The sequence below is a fragment of the Rhizobium sp. 2YAF20 genome, assembly GCF_052114685.1.
GTDB lineage: Bacteria > Pseudomonadota > Alphaproteobacteria > Rhizobiales > Rhizobiaceae > Rhizobium.
The window spans coordinates 73,104-90,131 of the sequence record NZ_JBFRFF010000003.1; the positions used below are offsets into that span (position 1 = coordinate 73,104).

A 17,028-nucleotide genomic window follows, 5' to 3' on the forward strand; every position below is an offset into this window, starting at 1 on the left:
GGTATCGCTCAAATCCATTCGGCTTTTATCGTCCGCTCCGGGCCCTGTCCAGCCGCCCGAACGAAAGCGGCCGCACATCTCCTTCAGAGCGTGCGGCCGGTCTCGAACTTCTCAAAGCCCAACAGATAAATCAGGCTGCCGGATTACATCTCCGCTGCAGTGTCGCCGTCATTCGCATCCGGACCACCGTTCTGCAGGAACTTATCGGCAATCAGCCCGGCACTCTGGCGCAGTATAGCTTCGATTTCCTTTGCGAGATCAGGATTGTCGCGCAGAAATATCTTGGCGTTCTCGCGGCCCTGTCCGAGGCGCTGACTGTTATAGGAGAACCAGGCACCCGACTTCTCGACAATGCCTGCCTTGACGCCGAGATCGACGAGTTCGCCGGTCTTTGACACGCCCTCGCCATACATGATGTCGAATTCCACCTGCTTGAAAGGGGGCGCCATCTTGTTCTTGACGACCTTGACGCGGGTCTGGTTGCCGATGACCTCGTCGCGCTCCTTGACCGCGCCGATGCGGCGGATGTCGAGGCGCACGGACGCATAGAATTTCAGCGCATTGCCGCCCGTCGTCGTTTCCGGCGAGCCGAACATGACGCCGATCTTCATGCGAATCTGGTTGATGAAGATGACCATGCAGTTCGAGCGCGAGATCGAGGCCGTCAGTTTTCGCAGCGCCTGGCTCATGAGCCGCGCCTGAAGGCCGGGCAGGCTGTCGCCCATCTCGCCTTCGATTTCGGCACGCGGCGTCAGTGCCGCAACCGAATCGATGACCAGCACGTCGATGGCGCCGGAGCGCACCAGCGTATCGGTGATTTCAAGCGCCTGCTCGCCCGTGTCCGGCTGCGAAATCAAAAGGTTCTGCAGATCGACGCCAAGCTTGCGGGCATAGACCGGATCGAGCGCATGTTCGGCGTCGACGAAGGCGCAGATGCCGCCTTTCTTCTGCGCTTCGGCGATCGTCTGCAGTGCCAGCGTCGTTTTACCAGAGCTTTCCGGACCGTAGATTTCGACGATGCGGCCCTTCGGCAGCCCGCCGATGCCAAGGGCGATATCGAGGCTAAGAGAGCCGGTGGAAACCGTTTCGATCTCGACGATGCTCTCGCTCGAACCGAGCTTCATGATCGAGCCCTTGCCGAACGAGCGCTCTATCTGTGAGAGTGCCGCTTCAAGCGCCTTGCTTTTGTCCACCGATTTGTCCTCTACGAGCCGCAAACTATTCTGTGACATTCGATCCACCTTTAGGTTATTGAAGCCGCCCAAGCAATCAAGCAGTTGATGAGAAGTTTGTACCTGATTTGTTCCATATCCGCAAGCCCACGTCAACCGATTGAAAGAAAAAGGTAAAATGAGCTTTGTTCGATATTTGTTTTCCTCTTTCGTTGCAATCGCTTACCCATCGATTTGCGCACCGCGCGATACCGCTCGGGCAGCCTCGATTCGCCCGGCCGGACGATAGGACGACCCACCATGGCTAAAAAAATTCTCGTTCTCGGCGGCGCCCACATCGACCGGCGCGGCCGCATCTTCGGCGAGACGGCGCCGGGCTCGAGCAATCCCGGCGCATGGTTCGAGGAGCCGGGCGGTGGCGGCTTCAATGCGGCGCGGAATCTCGCCCGGCTGGGCTTCGACGTCCGGATGATCTCGCCCCGCGGCGGCGATGCCCTGGGTGAAGCGGTCGGCGAGGCAGCTCGCCAAGCCGGCGTCGATGACCGGCCCTTCGTTTTTCTCGACCGGAAAACGCCGAGCTACACCGCGATCCTCGAAAACGACGGCAACCTGGTCATCGCGCTCGCCGACATGGAGCTTTATCGGCTTTTCGGTCCGCGCCGGCTGGCAATCCGCTCTGTGCGCGACGCCTTCAAAGAAGCTGATCTCATCCTGTGCGACGCCAATCTGCCGACCGAGACGCTGAAGGCGATTGCCAGCCGCGCCGGCGAAAGCGGCAAGCCGCTCGCTGCCATCGCCATTTCGCCAGCAAAGGTGGTGCGGTTGAACGCCTGCCTTGGTACCATTGACTATCTCTTTCTCAACGAGGCAGAGGCTGCTACCTTGATCGAGGAGCGGCCGGAACATGCGTTGCAATGGGTCGATCGGCTTCGGGCGCTCGGGCTGAGGGGTGGCGTCATTACCCGTGGGCAACGCGCAGTCGTGGCGTTCTCCGAAAGCGAGATCGTCAGCCTGCAGCCGCCGACCGTGGAGGACATCGCCGATGTGACGGGTGCCGGCGATTCGCTGGCGGCAGGCGTTCTGTCGGGGCTAATCGCCGGTCTCAACCTTGCCGAGGCCCTGCGCCACGGCGTCGCCGCCGCTGCAATCACCGTGCAATCGCCATTTGCCACCGCCGAAAATCTCTCGCCGAACCTCTTGAAGACAATGCTGGCCCTTGTTCCCAAGGCCGAAATGCTGTCATGAAGCCGCAAACCATCCTTTCCCATTTTCCAAGATAAGTGGACACGACCATGACCAAGCCGATTTCACCGCTTTTGCCGATCTCCTATTCGAAGGAAGTCGAAAGCGCGAAGCTGCGCGGCGCGCCGATCGTTGCGCTTGAATCGACCATCATCACCCACGGCATGCCTTATCCCGGCAACATCGAGATGGCCCGCAGCGTCGAGGCGATCATCCGTGACGAAGGCGCCGTTCCGGCCACAATCGCCGTCATCAACGGGACCCTGCATATCGGCCTGGAGCCGGCAGAGCTCGAGAGCCTTGCCCAGACCACTGACGCCATGAAGGTATCTCGTGCCGACCTCGCCTTCGCGATTGCCGAGCGTCGCACGGGTGCGACGACGGTCGCCGCCACCATGATTGCCGCCGCCCGCGCCGGCATCAAGGTCTTTGCGACGGGCGGCATCGGCGGTGTTCATCGCGGTGCCGAGCAGAGCTTCGACATCTCGGCCGACCTTGAGGAACTCGCCCGCACCGGCGTCATCGTCGTTTGCGCCGGCGCCAAAGCTATCCTCGATATTCCAAAGACGCTCGAGGTCCTGGAAACCCGCGGCGTGCCAGTGGTAACCTTCGGGCAGGAACAGTTTCCAGCCTTCTGGTCGCGTCAGTCCGGCCTTAGAAGCCCGCTGACGCTGAACAGCCCGGCGGCAATCGCCAATTTCCAGAAAACCCGCGACCAGCTCGGCATCGATGGCGGCATGCTGATCGCCAATCCGGTGCCGCAGGCCGACGAAATTCCGCGCAACGAAATGGAGATCTACATTTCTCGCGCACTAGACAACGCGGAGCGCGACGAAATCTCGGGCAAGGCAGTCACGCCCTATCTGCTTAGCACCATCTTCGACCTGACGGATGGACGCAGCCTGAAGACCAACATCGCGCTGGTCGAAAACAACGCACGGCTCGCCGCCGAAATCGCCGTGGCGCTTGTTACCTAAGGCGGCGATCTCCGCCTCATCATCGGAATCAGAGCTGACCTGCCGAGCCGCACCGTCCGCCAGGTCCGTGCTTCATCACTACCAGGATTCCCGCCGTGTCTGACGTTTCCGCCATCGCTCCCGCCTCCCCGAAGGACAATCGCTTTCCCCTGGTCGCTCTCATCCTTGGCGGCGCGGCCATCGGCGGATCGCCTATCTTTGTGCGGCTGTCCGAGGTGGGGCCGCTGGCAACGGCATTCTGGCGCGTGGCGCTGGCCTTGTTACCGCTGCTGATCTTCTCCTGGGCAAAGCCCCAGCGGGCCGAGAGCCGAGTTGCGCGCGCTTCCGATTACGCGATGCTGATGCTGCCTGGCGTCTTCCTAGCCTCCGATCTCGTCCTGTGGCATCTGGCCCTTCACATGACCTCGGTGGCCAATGCGACGCTGCTTGCCAATCTGGCTCCGGTGTTCGTCACCCTCATTGGTTGGCTGTTCCTGCGCGCGCGCATCAGCGCCCTGTTCCTCGCAGGCCTTGTCATCGCCATGGCCGGCATTGTCGCGCTGAAAGGCGGTTTTGCCGTCCTCGGCAACGGCGACCTTCGAGGCGACGGCCTGGCGACCGCGGCGGCTATCTTCTATGCAGGCTATATCCTGGTGATTGGCCGCCTTCGCAACCGTTTCGACACAGTTCGGATCATGCTCTGGAGCACGGGTGTCGCAGCGGTCTGCATTCTTCCCCTTGCGCTCATCGCCGAGGGTCACCTGTTGCCGTTTACCGCCTTTGGCTGGATGATCGTCATCGGCCTTGCCTTCATCAGCCATGCGGGCGGCCAGGTCGCCATCACCTATGCGCTCGCCTATCTCCCGGCGGCTTTTTCGTCGCTGACGCTGCTTCTGCAGCCGGTCGTCGCCGCCATTCTTGCCTGGGTGTTGCTCGGCGAAGCGATCAGCGCGATGCAGGCGATCGGCGGCGCGATCGTGCTGGCGGGCATCCTGATCGCTCGCCGCGGCTGATCGATCAGCTGTCCAACATTTCCCGGACCGCCACCGCGAGCTGCTTCAATGAGAACGGCTTCGGCAGAAAGCCGAATTTCGCATCGGCCGGCAGGTTGCGGGCAAAGGCGTCTTCGGCATAGCCAGAGACGAAGATGAACTTCATGTCGGGGTAGATCTTCCTCAGTTCGCGCAGCAGCGTTGGTCCGTCCATCTCCGGCATGACGACGTCGGAGACCACGACGTCGACCTTGCCTTCGAGCTCCTCGAGGATTTCGAGCGCCTCGACACCGGAGCCAGCCTCGTGGACAGTATAACCGCGCGTTTCCAGCATGCGCTTGCCGCCGCGGCGCACCGCCTCCTCGTCCTCGACGAGGAGAACTACAGCGGACTTGCCGGTAAGGTCTGTCGGCTCAATGGGCGGCAGTGGCGCAAGGCTCTGGCCCATCGGCGGCGCGTCTGCTCCGGAGGCCGCATCGCTTTCCATGCCGGGCACGATCTCGATGACGTGGCGCGGTAAGAAGACGCGGAAGGTCGTGCCCTTGCCCACTTCGGATTCTGGCTGGATGTAGCCGCCCGACTGCTTGACGATGCCATAGACCATGGCAAGGCCGAGGCCGGTGCCCTTGCCAACGTCCTTGGTGGTGAAGAAGGGCTCGAAGATCTTGTCCATGATCTCAGGCGCGATGCCCGTGCCCGTGTCGCTAACCTCCACCAGAACCATGTCCTCGTGCGGCAGATAGGCATAGTTGAAGGACGGCACTTCGGAGGCCTGCAGATTGCGCGTCCTCAGCGTCAGCTTGCCACCATCGGGCATGGCGTCGCGGGCATTGACGCAGAGATTGATCATCACCTGCTCGAACTGCGACAGGTCTGTTTTCACCGGCCAGAGATCGCGGCCATATTCGACGTCGAGCTTGACGCGGGTTCCGGACAACAGGCGCTCGACAAGCATGCGCAGGTCGCCGATGACGTCGGTCAGGTTCAAGACCGTCGGCCGCATTGTCTGCTTGCGCGAGAATGCCAGCAATTGGCGGACAAGAACCGCGGCTCGATTGGCATTGCGCTTGATCTCCATCAGATCGGCAAAGCTTGGGTCTGCCGGTCGTGCCTGCAGCAGCAGATGGTCGGAAGATAGCAGAATCGCCGTCAGCACATTGTTGAAATCGTGCGCGATGCCGCCGGCAAGCGTCCCGACAGCATTCATCTTCTGCGTCTGGGCCATCTGTGCCTCGAGCGCCTTCTGCTCGGTCACCTCGACGGCGTAGACGATTGCTGCCTCTTCGGGCGCCTCGTCGCTCTGCTCGATGACGGCATTGATGTAGAAGCGGAAATGCCGCGTCTCATCATTGGGATTGCGCGAATCGATCGACGGAATGTCACCTTGCCGATCCTTAGCGGCGGCAAAGGCCTGGGCGAGCTTGGGTCTCTCGCCTTCGCTGAAGATCGTCTCAAGCGTCGCGCCCCGCTCGATATCGTCGCGGGAAACGACATTGGAAAAGAGCTTCAGGAACGGCGCATTGGTGCGCAATATCCGTCCCTTTCCATCGACGGAGGCGATCGCCATCGGCGTATTGTTGAAGAAGCGCGTGAACCGCATCGCGGCGACCGAGGCGGACTGGTCGCTGTCGTCATCCTTCTGCCGGCCAAGCACGATCGTCCGGCTTTCGCCCGGCGCGCCATCACGCATCGAAGTGACGCTATGGACGAGCCGCACCGGCAGGCTCTGCCCGTTCGCCCGCTTCAGGTCGAGATCAAGCGTGACCGTCTTCTTGAAGCCAGGCTCGGCCTGCACCGACTGGATCAATGCCAGCCCCTCGCCGGCAACGAGATCGCCGATCGCGATCGAGCCGGGACTGAACTTGGTAAGATCGAGGCCGAGCCATTCGGCAAGCGTCGCATTGAGATAGAATATCTCTCCCTTGCGGCCCGCGGAAAAGAAGCCGGCGGGCGCATGGTCGAGATAGTCGATTGCGTTTTGCAATTCCTTGAAGAAGCGCTCCTGGTCGTCGCGCTCCGAGGTGATGTCGGTGATCTGCCAGACATGCAGCGCCTTGCCGCCCTTTTCGTCTGGGAGCACCCGCGCTTTCAGCCGGTACCAATGGGCGCCGGAGCCGCTGCTTCCGATCGGACCGAGCGGCTTCAACAAGCGAAATTCCTCCCGCCCCTCCTTGCCTTCCCGAAGCCCGTTGGAAAGCCGGTAGAGAGCCTCGTTGGACTCGCGGTTGCGCGACAACAGCGTTTCGAGCGATTGCACATCCGTCGTCTTCTTGGCGCCCGTCAGGTCGCCATAGGCAGCGTTGGCATAGACGATGCGGCCCTTCTCGTCGGTGATGAGGGTGCCGTCAGGATGGCTATTGAGGAAGGAGCGCGCCAGACTGTCGGATTGCGTCTGCGGCATAACCTCGACGAAGCCGATCACCGACGAGACCAGGAAGAAGATGCCGACCATCGCAAGGATGCCGAGCGCGCCCAGCACCATCTCGTTGTCGAGCGAATTCTTGAATATGACGAACGCAGCCGCAGCCGCGATCAACACCAGCGCCAGCAGGATGATGCGCAGAACAGTGCCCGAACGTACCCCGCGATCCACCAGCGGTACGCTATACTCGTCGGACTGACGCTGCTTCGTCATGGACCCCTCACCTCTGCCCGGTTCCGCGTCCCGGCAATGGTCTTGACGGATCCCCAGAATCGGGACTTCGAATCCTTACTTAGCAATTTGCAGTACCGGCAAAAAGCACCGCGTGACCAGAAAGGCTTGAATTCACAAGGAACTGTGCCAGCTTGGTCAGATATACCTCTAAACATGGCGGGCTTGTGCCAAATTCGGCATTCGCAGGTCATATGCAGCCTGTCTATCTTGTCTGGTCGCCAGCGACCTGTTCATATAGTCGCTGTTATATTAGTGCAGTGGTGGGGGTAACGCAGCCGTCGTTGAGGCTGCCGTCGTCGATGGTCGGAAAAACGGAGTATCGCGGAATGTTGGACGAAATCATCGGGGCCTATGGCAGTCGTTTCTTTATCGCGGCCGGTGGCGTGGGGGTTGCACTTCTAGTGCTGATCGGCATCCTGTGGCTTCTGCGCAATCGCGCTCCCTCTCCCTTCGTGCGCGGAGGAAGGAACCGGCAGCCCAGATTGCAGGTGCTGGATGCCGCAGCGGTCGATGCTCGCCGCCGGTTGGTACTGGTTCGCCGCGACGGCGTCGAACATCTGATCATGATTGGCGGCCCAACCGACATCGTCATCGAATCCGGCATTTCCGCAGCGAAAATCGCCCTTGCGCCAAATGCGTCCTTCGAGACGCTGGTTGAAAACGAAGCCACATCCCCACCTGCGCGCCTTGAACCGCCTCGCGCCATCGAACCGGAGGCTCCCGCAGAGGAGACGGCGGCTCCGCCAGAGCCCGCGCCACCGGCAGCTTCCTCAGCGCCCGCTGCTCCCGTCGAGATCGCGCGGCCGAAGCCGACTGTCGTGCAATTGCCGCCACAACCGGCAGTTCGGCCGGTGGAACCACCCGCTCCCGATGTCGCGGTTCCTGAGCCGCTTCGTCTAAACGAACCAGTGGTTGAAGCGCACCCTGCGCGCGCCGAAAGTCCGCCCGACGAAAAGCCCGTGCCGGTAGTCGAAGTCCGAGCTCCGCCGGCGCAAATCGTTGCCGAACCTACTCCGGTGATCAAACTTTCCAGCCCGCATCCCGTCGTCATCGAACCGCAACTGCCGGAAAAGCCGGCTGAACCAGTAGTCGCGGCCGAAAAGGCACATGCGCCGCCAATTCCGGCCTTCGAACCCCGGCCGCGCCCTGAGCATGTGGCTGCCTTCGAACCGGTCCGCCGCCCGCCTCCGCTTCCTGTGGAAGCGCCGCTGCCACCTCAGCCAACGCCAATCATGCATGATCGTCGGCCGGAACCGACAGTTTTCCAACGCAATGAAGAGGCTGAAGCCGCTGACATTCTCGATGCCGCCCGCCATCGTGTGCTCACACCTGAGCAGCCGCAGGCACAGCGCGAGCCACAGATGTCCTCGCCAGCGCAAAGCATGCCGGTCGTTGCCGGCGGTGTTCCCGTCGCACCGCAAGATGCCAACGCCGGACGAGCCCCGACCCAGGCCCCTGAGGTATCGATAGATGCAGCGCCCCAGACTGCTATGGAAGGCGGCCGCCCTCGCGACCTCGGAATCGACTTTGAAAGCATTCTGGAGGCGGAGATGTCGAGCAACCTCAGTGCCCAGCGCATCGTTCCCAACCCGCTCGTTCCCCCTGCGCCAAGCGTCGCCCAGCCTGTAGCCGGCCAGCGACGCGATCCCGAGATGACGCCCGCGGTGGGTACGGACAGCAACTTGCAGCGCGAAGTCGCGCGCATCTTCGGAGAGATGAGCGTCAACCGCGACAAATAGCTTGCAGCAGACGCAGCCTCGCGAGCGCTCTAAAGCAAGTCATAAACCTCTACCAGAGGTGGACACTTGGGGCGCTACGAGGCGAAGGCCTCTCCTGAGAAGGCAAAAAAGCGGCCTCGTGGGCCGCCTCTTTCGTTCGCCGTGATCACATCGATCAGATCTGAGCGCCACGCGCCTTGGTCGTGACGTCGAATGCCCGTTGCGTGGCGGCATCACGATCGTAGACATCGTCGAAATATTGGACGACGCCGTCCTTGTTCGGCCATGCTGTGAAGTAGGCGATGTAGACCGGAACCTTCTGCGGCACCGGCACGGCCTTGTTCTCGCCCTTGGCAATCTGCTTGGCGACTTCGGCAACCGATGTGTTCAGGACGGCAGCAGCCATGGCGCGCGGATCGGCCAGGCGAACGCAGCCGTGGCTGAGCGCGCGCATGTCCTTCTTGAAGAAGCTCTTCGACGGGGTGTCATGCATGTAGATCGCATGCGAATTCGGGAACAGAATCTTCAGTTCGCCAAGCGCATTGTCGCTGCTCGGCGGCTGGCGGACGGCGATCGACTTGGTCGAGCCGTACCAGTCGACGCTGGACGACGGAACGGCGTGTCCGTTGACTTCCACCTGATAGCCGGTGCGGTCGAGATAGTTCGGATCGGCGCGCAACTTCGGCAGCATCTCGTTGATGATGATCGACTGCGGAACGCCCCAGAACGGATTGAATTCAACGGTCTGGATCTGGTCTTCGAAGAAGAAGGTCTGATGCGCCTTGCCGCCGACAACGACGCGCATCGACAGCTCTTCCTTGTCGTTGTTATGGTAGTAGACCATGAAGGCTGGTTGGTTGATGAAGACATAGCGCGGGCCAAGCTCAGCTGGCAGCCAGCGCAACTGCTCCATGGCGATGTTGAGTTTCTGGACCTTGGCATCGCTGTTTTCGCCGACCATCGCCCGCACGGTCGATTGCCCGATGACGCCGTCTGCCGTCAGGCCCTTCTCCTTCTGGAAGCCTTCGACCAGCGAGACCAGATCAGGTGTATATTCCGGCGTCTGCTGATAGGAGGCGAGAATGGCGGCATGATCCTTCTTCAGCGCTTCGGAACCGCGCTGCTGGATGCCCTTGATGATATTGGCGATCTGCGGCGAACTATCGCCCGGCTTGATGATGCCGCTAAGCGTGATCGCCAGGTGGCTGCCGTCGTTGCCGCTCTCAGCCTTCAACTTGGCAAGCTCAGCCTTCAAGGCGAGGAATTCCGGGTTGGAAGGCGAGCGGCTGCCCAGATAGGCCGCAACGTCGGGGCTGGCCTTGATGAGCTTCAACACCACGTCCAGCTTGACGTCCTTGCGCTTGAAATCGTGATAGCCGGAAATCCTGTTGGGATCGAGCCGGCCGCGGATCGTATCCTGCACATAGGCCAGGACCTTGGCAGACAGCGAAAGCTCAAATTGTGTCAGGGCGTGGTCGCGATCCGCAGGATTGACGCTGCTATTATCGATTGCCGGAAGCCGCAAGGCATAGTCGGCCGGGTCGAGACCGACGGAACCGGCGTCGGCGAGCACGGCCAAAGCCGCCTTGGCGCTGTCGTTGACGCCGCTATCGGACACCCACAGCAGCGGCTGGCTGCCGTCGCCATAATAGGTCTCCAGCGCCTTGGCGACATCGTTGGTCGCCATCACCTTGGCTTCGTTGAGAGACCGGCGCTGCGCCATTGAAGGGTTGACCGACACAGGGGCTGTCGAGGCGTCTGCAACCGCGCCGGTCACAACGGGGTCGGCAAACTTTGCGGCCGCGACCAGCCGCATCGGGTCCGCCTTGTAGGTATAATAACGCGGCGCATCGACCGTCGGCAGCGGATCTTTCGGCGACTGGGGGCCACTCTGCATCGGGGCAATCGGCAGATTGGGGTTGATCATGGTATCCTGCTGCGCGCGTCCCTTGCCGCCGCGGATGAAATCCATGAACGTCATCGCGTTCGCGCTCGTCGCGCCCACGGCTGACAGGCTGCAGGAGATAGCAAGTACGGATACTGCTGCTTTCGTCAAAAATGCCATTCTCAAATCAGTCCCCGTATTCATCCGGTAGCTTCGTGCAGGTGAATCGATTTCAAAATCAATTGGCACAAGAGTAGATCATCGCTCACCCAATTAAAAGAAAACGGCATGGCCCTGCCGGTAGTTCCGCACCTCAACTTTACGTGAGAAAGGCGCGCCGTTACTCGCCGCATAGCTCACACAAAATTATGAAATTATTGGTTAATTTTTTACTCTATTTTGTGCGGTGTTTTGAAGACGGCGACCGGCGCCAAAATTAATATCTTCGCGCCGTGTCATAAAAGGCACGGCTCTGAAACCCACCGAAAAATCATCGTTGCCGAACGTGAAAGACAGCTTTCCAGGTTTTATTGAGCGTCGATCCGACCTATATAACGCCCCAACTCGCGTTAAGAGATCGTCACCATTCGCAGCATCAGGAAAGAGCCATTCCATGACCTCGACCCGCACGGAAACCGACACTTTTGGCCCGATCGAAGTGGCAAGCGACCGATACTGGGGTGCTCAGGCCGAGCGTTCGCTCGGCAACTTCAAGATCGGTTGGGAAAAGCAGCCGCTATCGATCGTCCGCGCGCTCGGCATCGTCAAACAGGCGGCTGCCCGCGCCAATGTCGAACTCGGCCATCTCGATCCCGAACTCGGAAAGGTGATCGCAGCAGCGGCTCAGGAAGTCATCGACGGCAAGCTCAACGACCACTTCCCCCTCGTGGTCTGGCAGACTGGATCGGGCACCCAATCGAACATGAATGCCAATGAGGTCATCTCGAACCGGGCGATCGAAATGCTCGGCGGCGTCATGGGATCGAAGAAGCCGGTGCATCCAAACGATCACGTCAACATGAGCCAGTCGTCGAACGACACCTACCCCACCGCGATGCACATCGCCTGCGCCGAACAGATTGTCCATCACCTCCTACCCGCCCTGAGGCATCTGCACGGCGCGCTAGAGGTGAAGGTCAGGGCCTTCGCCCACATCATCAAGATCGGCCGCACCCATACCCAGGATGCAACACCTTTAACGCTCGGCCAGGAATTTTCCGGTTACGCGGCGCAGGTCGCCTCGGCGATCAAGCGTATCGAGCTTACCCTGCCGGGGCTCTACGAACTTGCCCAGGGCGGCACAGCCGTCGGCACCGGCCTCAATGCACCGATCGGTTTTGCCGAGAAGGTCGCCGATGAAATTGCAGGGATTACCGGCCTGCCCTTCGTCACCGCGCCAAACAAGTTCGAGGCACTGGCGGCTCACGACGCGATGGTCTTTAGCCACGGTGCGATCAACGCCGCTGCCACCGGCCTCTTCAAGATTGCCAACGACATCCGTCTGCTCGGCTCCGGGCCACGCGCCGGGCTTGGGGAACTCTCGCTGCCGGAAAACGAACCGGGATCGTCGATCATGCCGGGCAAGGTCAACCCGACCCAATGCGAGGCGATGACGCAGGTTTGCGCCCACGTCTTCGGCAGCAATGCCGCCATTACCTTTGCCGGCAGCCAGGGCCATTTCGAGCTCAACGTTTACAATCCGATGATGGCTTATAATTTCCTGCAGTCGGTACAACTCTTGGGCGACGCCGCCGTCTCCTTCACCGACAATTGCGTCGTCGGCATCGAGGCGCGCGAGGATAATATCAAGGCCGGTCTCGAGCGCTCGTTGATGCTCGTGACGGCGCTTGCGCCGAAGATCGGCTACGACAACGCGGCCAAGATCGCCAAGACCGCACATAAGAACGGCACGACGCTGAAGGAGGAGGCTCTCGCCAGCGGCCTGGTCACCCCGCAGGAATACGACGCGATCGTCCGCCCGGAGACGATGATCGGGCCGAAATGAGATGATGGTGGCCAGGCGAGATGCCACTGAGGCATTGCGCGCCCTCGCCCCGAGCCAGGATGACCTTGTCCCGGGGGCAACAATCGCGCTGAGATAGAAGCAGCACACAGAGACAATTGCATTTGGATAGTCCTCCCATTAGACCGGGCGGGATTTCCTTTGCCTTTCCGAAAGGTCACACCATGGCTGACGATCTCTTCCCCCTTGGCGTGGACGCCACTCCCTACCGCAAGATCTCGAGCGACCATGTCTCGGTCGATAATTTCAAGGGGCAGGATGTGCTGACCGTCGAACCAGAGGGCATCCGGCTTCTTGCCGAAACTGCCTTCGCCGACATCAACCATCTCCTGCGCCCCGGTCACCTGAAACAGCTTGCCTCGATCCTCGAAGACCCCGAGGCGACGGAGAACGACCGCTTCGTCGCCTATGATCTACTGAAGAATGCCAACATCGCTGCCGGCGGCGTCTTGCCGATGTGCCAGGACACCGGCACGGCGATCATTATGGGCAAGAAGGGCCGTCGCATCTGGACCGAAGGCGGCGACTATGCAGCGCTCGCCGCCGGCGTCATGGATGCCTATGAGAAGAAGAACCTGCGCTACTCCCAGCTGGCGCCGATCAGGATGTTCGAGGAGAAGAACACGAAAAACAACCTCCCCGCCCAGATCGATATCTATGAGGAAGGCACCGACGCCTATGAATTCCTCTTTGTTGCCAAGGGCGGCGGATCGGCCAACAAGACTTTCCTCTACCAGGGCACGCCATCGCTTCTGACCCATGACCGTATGGTCGATTTCCTCAAGGAAAAGATCCTGACGCTCGGCACTGCGGCCTGTCCCCCCTATCATCTGGCGATCGTCATCGGCGGAACCTCGGCCGAGATGAACCTGAAAACCGTGAAGCTCGCCTCGGCGCGCTATCTCGACTGTCTTCCCACGCAAGGCTCCGAAAGCGGGCATGCCTTCCGGGATATCGAGATGGAAAAGGAGATCCACAAGCTGACGCAGCAGATGGGCGTCGGCGCGCAATTCGGCGGCAAGTATTTCTGTCACGACGTCCGCGTTATCCGCCTGCCGCGCCATGGCGCATCGCTGCCGATCGGTCTTGGCGTTTCCTGTTCGGCCGATCGGCAAGCCAAGGGAAAGATCACGCGCGACGGTATCTTTGTCGAACAGCTCGAGACCGATCCGTCGAAATACATGCCTGACATCGACGAGGAGAAGCTGTCGGAATCGATGGTCCGCATCGATCTCAACCGGCCGATGGCAGAAATCCTTGCCGAGCTTTCCAGGCATCCGGTCAAGACGCGGCTGTCGCTGACTGGCACCATCATCGTCGCCCGCGATCTGGCGCACGCCAAAATCCGCGAGCGGTTGGAAAGTGGTGAGGGAATGCCGGACTATCTGAAGAACCATCCAGTCTACTACGCCGGTCCGGCCAAGACCCCGGTCGGCTATGCCTCAGGCTCCTTCGGTCCGACAACTGCCGGGCGCATGGACAGCTACGTCGATCAGTTCCAGTCATTCGGCGGCTCAATGGTGATGTTGGCCAAGGGAAACCGGTCACGCGCGGTCAGGGAAGCCTGCAAGAAGCACGGCGGCTTCTACCTCGGCTCGATCGGCGGACCGGCCGCTCGCCTGGCGCAGGACTGCATCCGGAAAGTCGAGGTGCTGGAATATCCGGAACTTGGCATGGAGGCCGTCTGGAAGATCGAGGTCGAAGATTTCCCCGCCTTCGTCGTCATCGACGACAAGGGCAATGACTTCTTCCAGGAACTCAATCTCGGCTGAGTGAAACAAAAGAGGCGTCTCCGCGGCGCCTCTTCCTATGTTCAAAAGTTACTTTCATCAGTTGCTTTATTAAGCGAATTAGCAAGTAATGGCAAAAATCATACGTTTCGCGTGATCTTTGATACTCGCCGTCTTAATCTTTTCAAAAGAATTTTAAGCTAACAAAAATAAGGACAATTTGAACTATTTCAGGAGTTCGCCGATGAGCACGGTGCTAGCGCCCAAAGCGCAACTTCCCGACGTCGCGGGACAGGTCACCTTCGCCATGCGCTCAATGGGCGTCGCGCCGATACCCCGCAACTACGAACTCTTCTACGAAGCCTATATCGGATCCAACCCGGCATTGACCCGCGAGCTCGCAGCGCTTGGCAGCAACGCCACGCAAGAAGAGCTCGACAAGATCGGCGCGCAATATTCTTCACACAATGCCGGCGTGGTATTCGACCATGCGCATTCGCGAATTATTTCGGAACTCGATTCCGTGCTTCGCGTGCTGAAGCAGGAGCAGTCCTCGCTTGCGAGCTACAACAAGCTGCTCGGCGAAACGGTCAACCGCATCAACTCCAAGACCACGACCAGCACCGAACTCCTCAGCAGCGCAATAGACATTCTGAGCGAAGCGACCGGCTTCACCATGGCGCACGGCGAAAAGACGGTCGAAAACGTCGCACAGCGCTCGCAGGAAATGGACCTGGTTCGCAAGGAACTGGACGAATACAAGCGGATTGCCAACACGGACTCACTGACCCGGCTATCCAACCGCCGCGCCTTCGACGACCGCCTTGCCAACGTCTTCGACAATCCCATGACCAAGCCTGTGACCGCGCTGGTACTGGCCGACATCGATCATTTCAAGAAGATCAACGATACCTACGGCCACCCGGTCGGCGACAAGATCCTGGCGACGGTCGCCTCGGTCATCCGCTCCAACGTTCGGCGCGACGTGTTCGTTGCCCGCACCGGCGGCGAGGAATTCGCCCTTATCATCGAGGGCAATACCACCGACGAGGTGACAGCCATCTGCGAGCGCATCCGCCGCACGCTTGAAGCAACGCCGTTCAAGAATTCCCGCACCCGCATCGACTACGGTCCGGTGACGATCTCGCTCGGCATTTGCATGGGCTCGGAAGCCGCCGATCCGGGCGAACTCTACAGTAATGCCGATACCGCGCTCTATATCGCCAAGAATTCCGGGCGCAACTGCTCTTCCCTCTATCAACAGGGAATGCAGAGAGATTTCAGCAAGAGCTGGTTGATTTATAAGGGTTGATCGCGGACGGCGCATAGTCGGTTTGCCTACTTCATCCGACGAATTGAGAGGTAGTTGGCCCCTCCTTTAGCAAGCATTGATTGCGGCAGGCCATTTAAGGCTTGAACGCTGCTTCGTTCGATCGCCCGCATTGATTGCTATTTCAAAGGTTCCCTACGGTCGGATTGTCAGGTGCTTCGGCCCAACTGGAACGCCAACTGTGTCGAGTTATGCCCGCGACCTATTGAGACCATCCTTCAATGCCGTCCACAATGAAGCCGCACCGTTGCACGCGATCACGGAACGGCTGCGATCTTTCGCCATTTGAAAGGCGCTTTACCGGTGCTTTCTCCTCCCATGAAAAGGCATTCTCCAAGGCGCAGAGCCGGGGCTTGCAGGATATGACCACGAGGACGTCGCCGATGTCGCGCTCGCCCAGATGTCCCGCGTTGCTCCCTGGGATTATCCGGTCCTTTTCTGGCTGCGCCCTCTCCTTGGCGAGATCGATGGCCTGATTGATGCGGGAGGCCACGTCGGCACCAAATGTCGCGCCTGATGCAATATCTCGATATGCCGCTCTCCGCTCTGCTGCGGCGGATGCAGAAACTGCCGACCCATCTCATTCTCTACAAGGTTGCGGTTAGAGACGGCGAAACCGTGGTCACTCTCGAGCGCATCGGCAAGTCCCACCTGTCCTATCAGATCCGCGCCGAAGGAGCGTTTATCGGGGATGTGCAGGCCTTGGACTACAGCATGGTCGATCGCTGGACGATCCCCCCGCTGTCCCACATCATCGAGACGCACCGGAAAAGGAGCAAGCACCGGCGCCGGCTTCTACTTCCGCCTTGGCTGAGAGGGTGGCTTGGCGGGCACCTGGCGCCCCCATTCGTTTCGCTTCCGTCGTATCAGCGCGGCTTTTCCGAGACATCGCGGCTCATGCGGTTCTCCTTCAGTTCCGCCTCGTAGGCAGCCAGAAGCGACGCAGCATTCTCGCCGAGCTCGCGCAGATAGGTCCAGGTGAAAATTCCTGTATCATGCATGTCGTCAAACCCGACGCGCACCGCGTAATTCCCCGTCGGCGTCATCGAAATGATCGCGACATTGCGCTTGCCGGGAACGGTGACCTTCTGGCCCGGCCCGTGGCCCTGCACCTCGGCCGAAGGCGAAAGGACGCGCATCAGCTCGGCGGAGATATCGAAGTTTGCCCCGTCATTGAAGGTCACCTGCAGATGCTGCCGGTCCTTCGATACCCGCAATTCGGTCGGCCACACATCGCCCATCAATTTCCCCACCTTTGTATCAGCCACAATCCGAAAGCCCAGAAACGGCTCTCGAGGATCATGGCAAATCACGACCTGGAGCA

The 17,028-nt window shown here is 60.3% G+C and carries 13 protein-coding genes; 8 read left to right on the top strand and 5 right to left on the bottom strand.

What is annotated here, in order from left to right; translation table 11 throughout:
• Positions 1-143: 143 nt before the first annotated feature.
• Positions 144-1,232, bottom strand: coding sequence for a recombinase RecA (recA, locus tag AB4Z52_RS06395; RefSeq protein ID WP_442217071.1), 1,089 nt, complete (start codon positions 1,230-1,232; stop codon positions 144-146).
• A gap of 240 nt (positions 1,233-1,472) precedes the next feature.
• On the opposite strand from recA, the gene AB4Z52_RS06400 reads away from it, so the two are divergent.
• From AB4Z52_RS06400 to AB4Z52_RS06410, 3 genes are all read left to right on the top strand, one after another.
• On the top strand, positions 1,473-2,417 hold the full coding sequence (locus AB4Z52_RS06400) for a carbohydrate kinase family protein (protein WP_442217072.1): 945 nt from the start codon (positions 1,473-1,475) through the stop codon (positions 2,415-2,417).
• A 47-nt stretch (positions 2,418-2,464) separates the two neighbouring features.
• Positions 2,465-3,391, top strand: coding sequence for a pseudouridine-5'-phosphate glycosidase (locus AB4Z52_RS06405; RefSeq protein WP_442217073.1), 927 nt, complete (start codon positions 2,465-2,467; stop codon positions 3,389-3,391).
• A gap of 95 nt (positions 3,392-3,486) precedes the next feature.
• Entirely contained in the window at positions 3,487-4,383 is an 897-nt protein-coding gene (locus tag AB4Z52_RS06410) for a DMT family transporter (protein WP_442217074.1), read from the top strand.
• Positions 4,384-4,387: 4 nt separating this feature from the next.
• On the opposite strand, the gene cckA is transcribed toward AB4Z52_RS06410, so the two are convergent.
• Complete coding sequence (gene cckA, locus AB4Z52_RS06415; protein WP_442217075.1) at positions 4,388-6,997, bottom strand: cell cycle histidine kinase CckA; 2,610 nt, start codon at positions 6,995-6,997, stop codon at positions 4,388-4,390.
• A gap of 347 nt (positions 6,998-7,344) precedes the next feature.
• On the opposite strand from cckA, the gene AB4Z52_RS06420 reads away from it, so the two are divergent.
• Positions 7,345-8,757 (top strand): flagellar biosynthetic protein FliO, encoded by a 1,413-nt coding sequence (locus AB4Z52_RS06420; protein WP_442217076.1) that lies wholly within the window; start codon positions 7,345-7,347, stop codon positions 8,755-8,757.
• A gap of 154 nt (positions 8,758-8,911) precedes the next feature.
• Here AB4Z52_RS06420 and AB4Z52_RS06425 read toward each other — a convergent pair whose 3' ends face one another.
• Positions 8,912-10,801: a L,D-transpeptidase family protein gene (locus AB4Z52_RS06425; RefSeq protein WP_442217077.1), complete on the bottom strand. Its 1,890-nt coding sequence runs from the start codon at positions 10,799-10,801 to the stop codon at positions 8,912-8,914.
• 433 nt (positions 10,802-11,234) lie between these two features.
• Here AB4Z52_RS06425 and fumC point away from each other — a divergent pair, with 433 nt between their 5' ends.
• From fumC to AB4Z52_RS06440, 3 genes are all read left to right on the top strand, one after another.
• On the top strand, positions 11,235-12,626 hold the full coding sequence (gene fumC, locus AB4Z52_RS06430; protein WP_442217078.1) for a class II fumarate hydratase: 1,392 nt from the start codon (positions 11,235-11,237) through the stop codon (positions 12,624-12,626).
• A 182-nt stretch (positions 12,627-12,808) separates the two neighbouring features.
• Entirely contained in the window at positions 12,809-14,416 is a 1,608-nt protein-coding gene (locus tag AB4Z52_RS06435) for a fumarate hydratase (protein ID WP_442217079.1), read from the top strand.
• Positions 14,417-14,618: 202 nt separating this feature from the next.
• Positions 14,619-15,686, top strand: a complete 1,068-nt coding sequence (locus tag AB4Z52_RS06440; RefSeq protein WP_442217080.1) for a GGDEF domain-containing protein — start codon at positions 14,619-14,621, stop codon at positions 15,684-15,686.
• Between the two features lie 220 nt (positions 15,687-15,906).
• On the opposite strand, the gene AB4Z52_RS06445 is transcribed toward AB4Z52_RS06440, so the two are convergent.
• Positions 15,907-16,197, bottom strand: a complete 291-nt coding sequence (locus AB4Z52_RS06445) for a hypothetical protein (protein ID WP_442217081.1) — start codon at positions 16,195-16,197, stop codon at positions 15,907-15,909.
• Positions 16,198-16,208: 11 nt separating this feature from the next.
• Between AB4Z52_RS06445 and AB4Z52_RS06450 the strand changes: the two genes are divergently transcribed.
• A complete protein-coding gene (locus AB4Z52_RS06450) occupies positions 16,209-16,631 on the top strand; it encodes a hypothetical protein (RefSeq protein ID WP_442217082.1) in 423 nt (140 codons plus the stop codon).
• On the opposite strand, the gene AB4Z52_RS06455 is transcribed toward AB4Z52_RS06450, so the two are convergent.
• A complete protein-coding gene (locus AB4Z52_RS06455) occupies positions 16,571-16,945 on the bottom strand; it encodes a gamma-butyrobetaine hydroxylase-like domain-containing protein (protein WP_442217083.1) in 375 nt (124 codons plus the stop codon). The two genes, AB4Z52_RS06450 and AB4Z52_RS06455, sit on opposite strands and share 61 nt — an antisense overlap.
• Between the last annotated feature and the right edge of the window lie 83 nt (positions 16,946-17,028).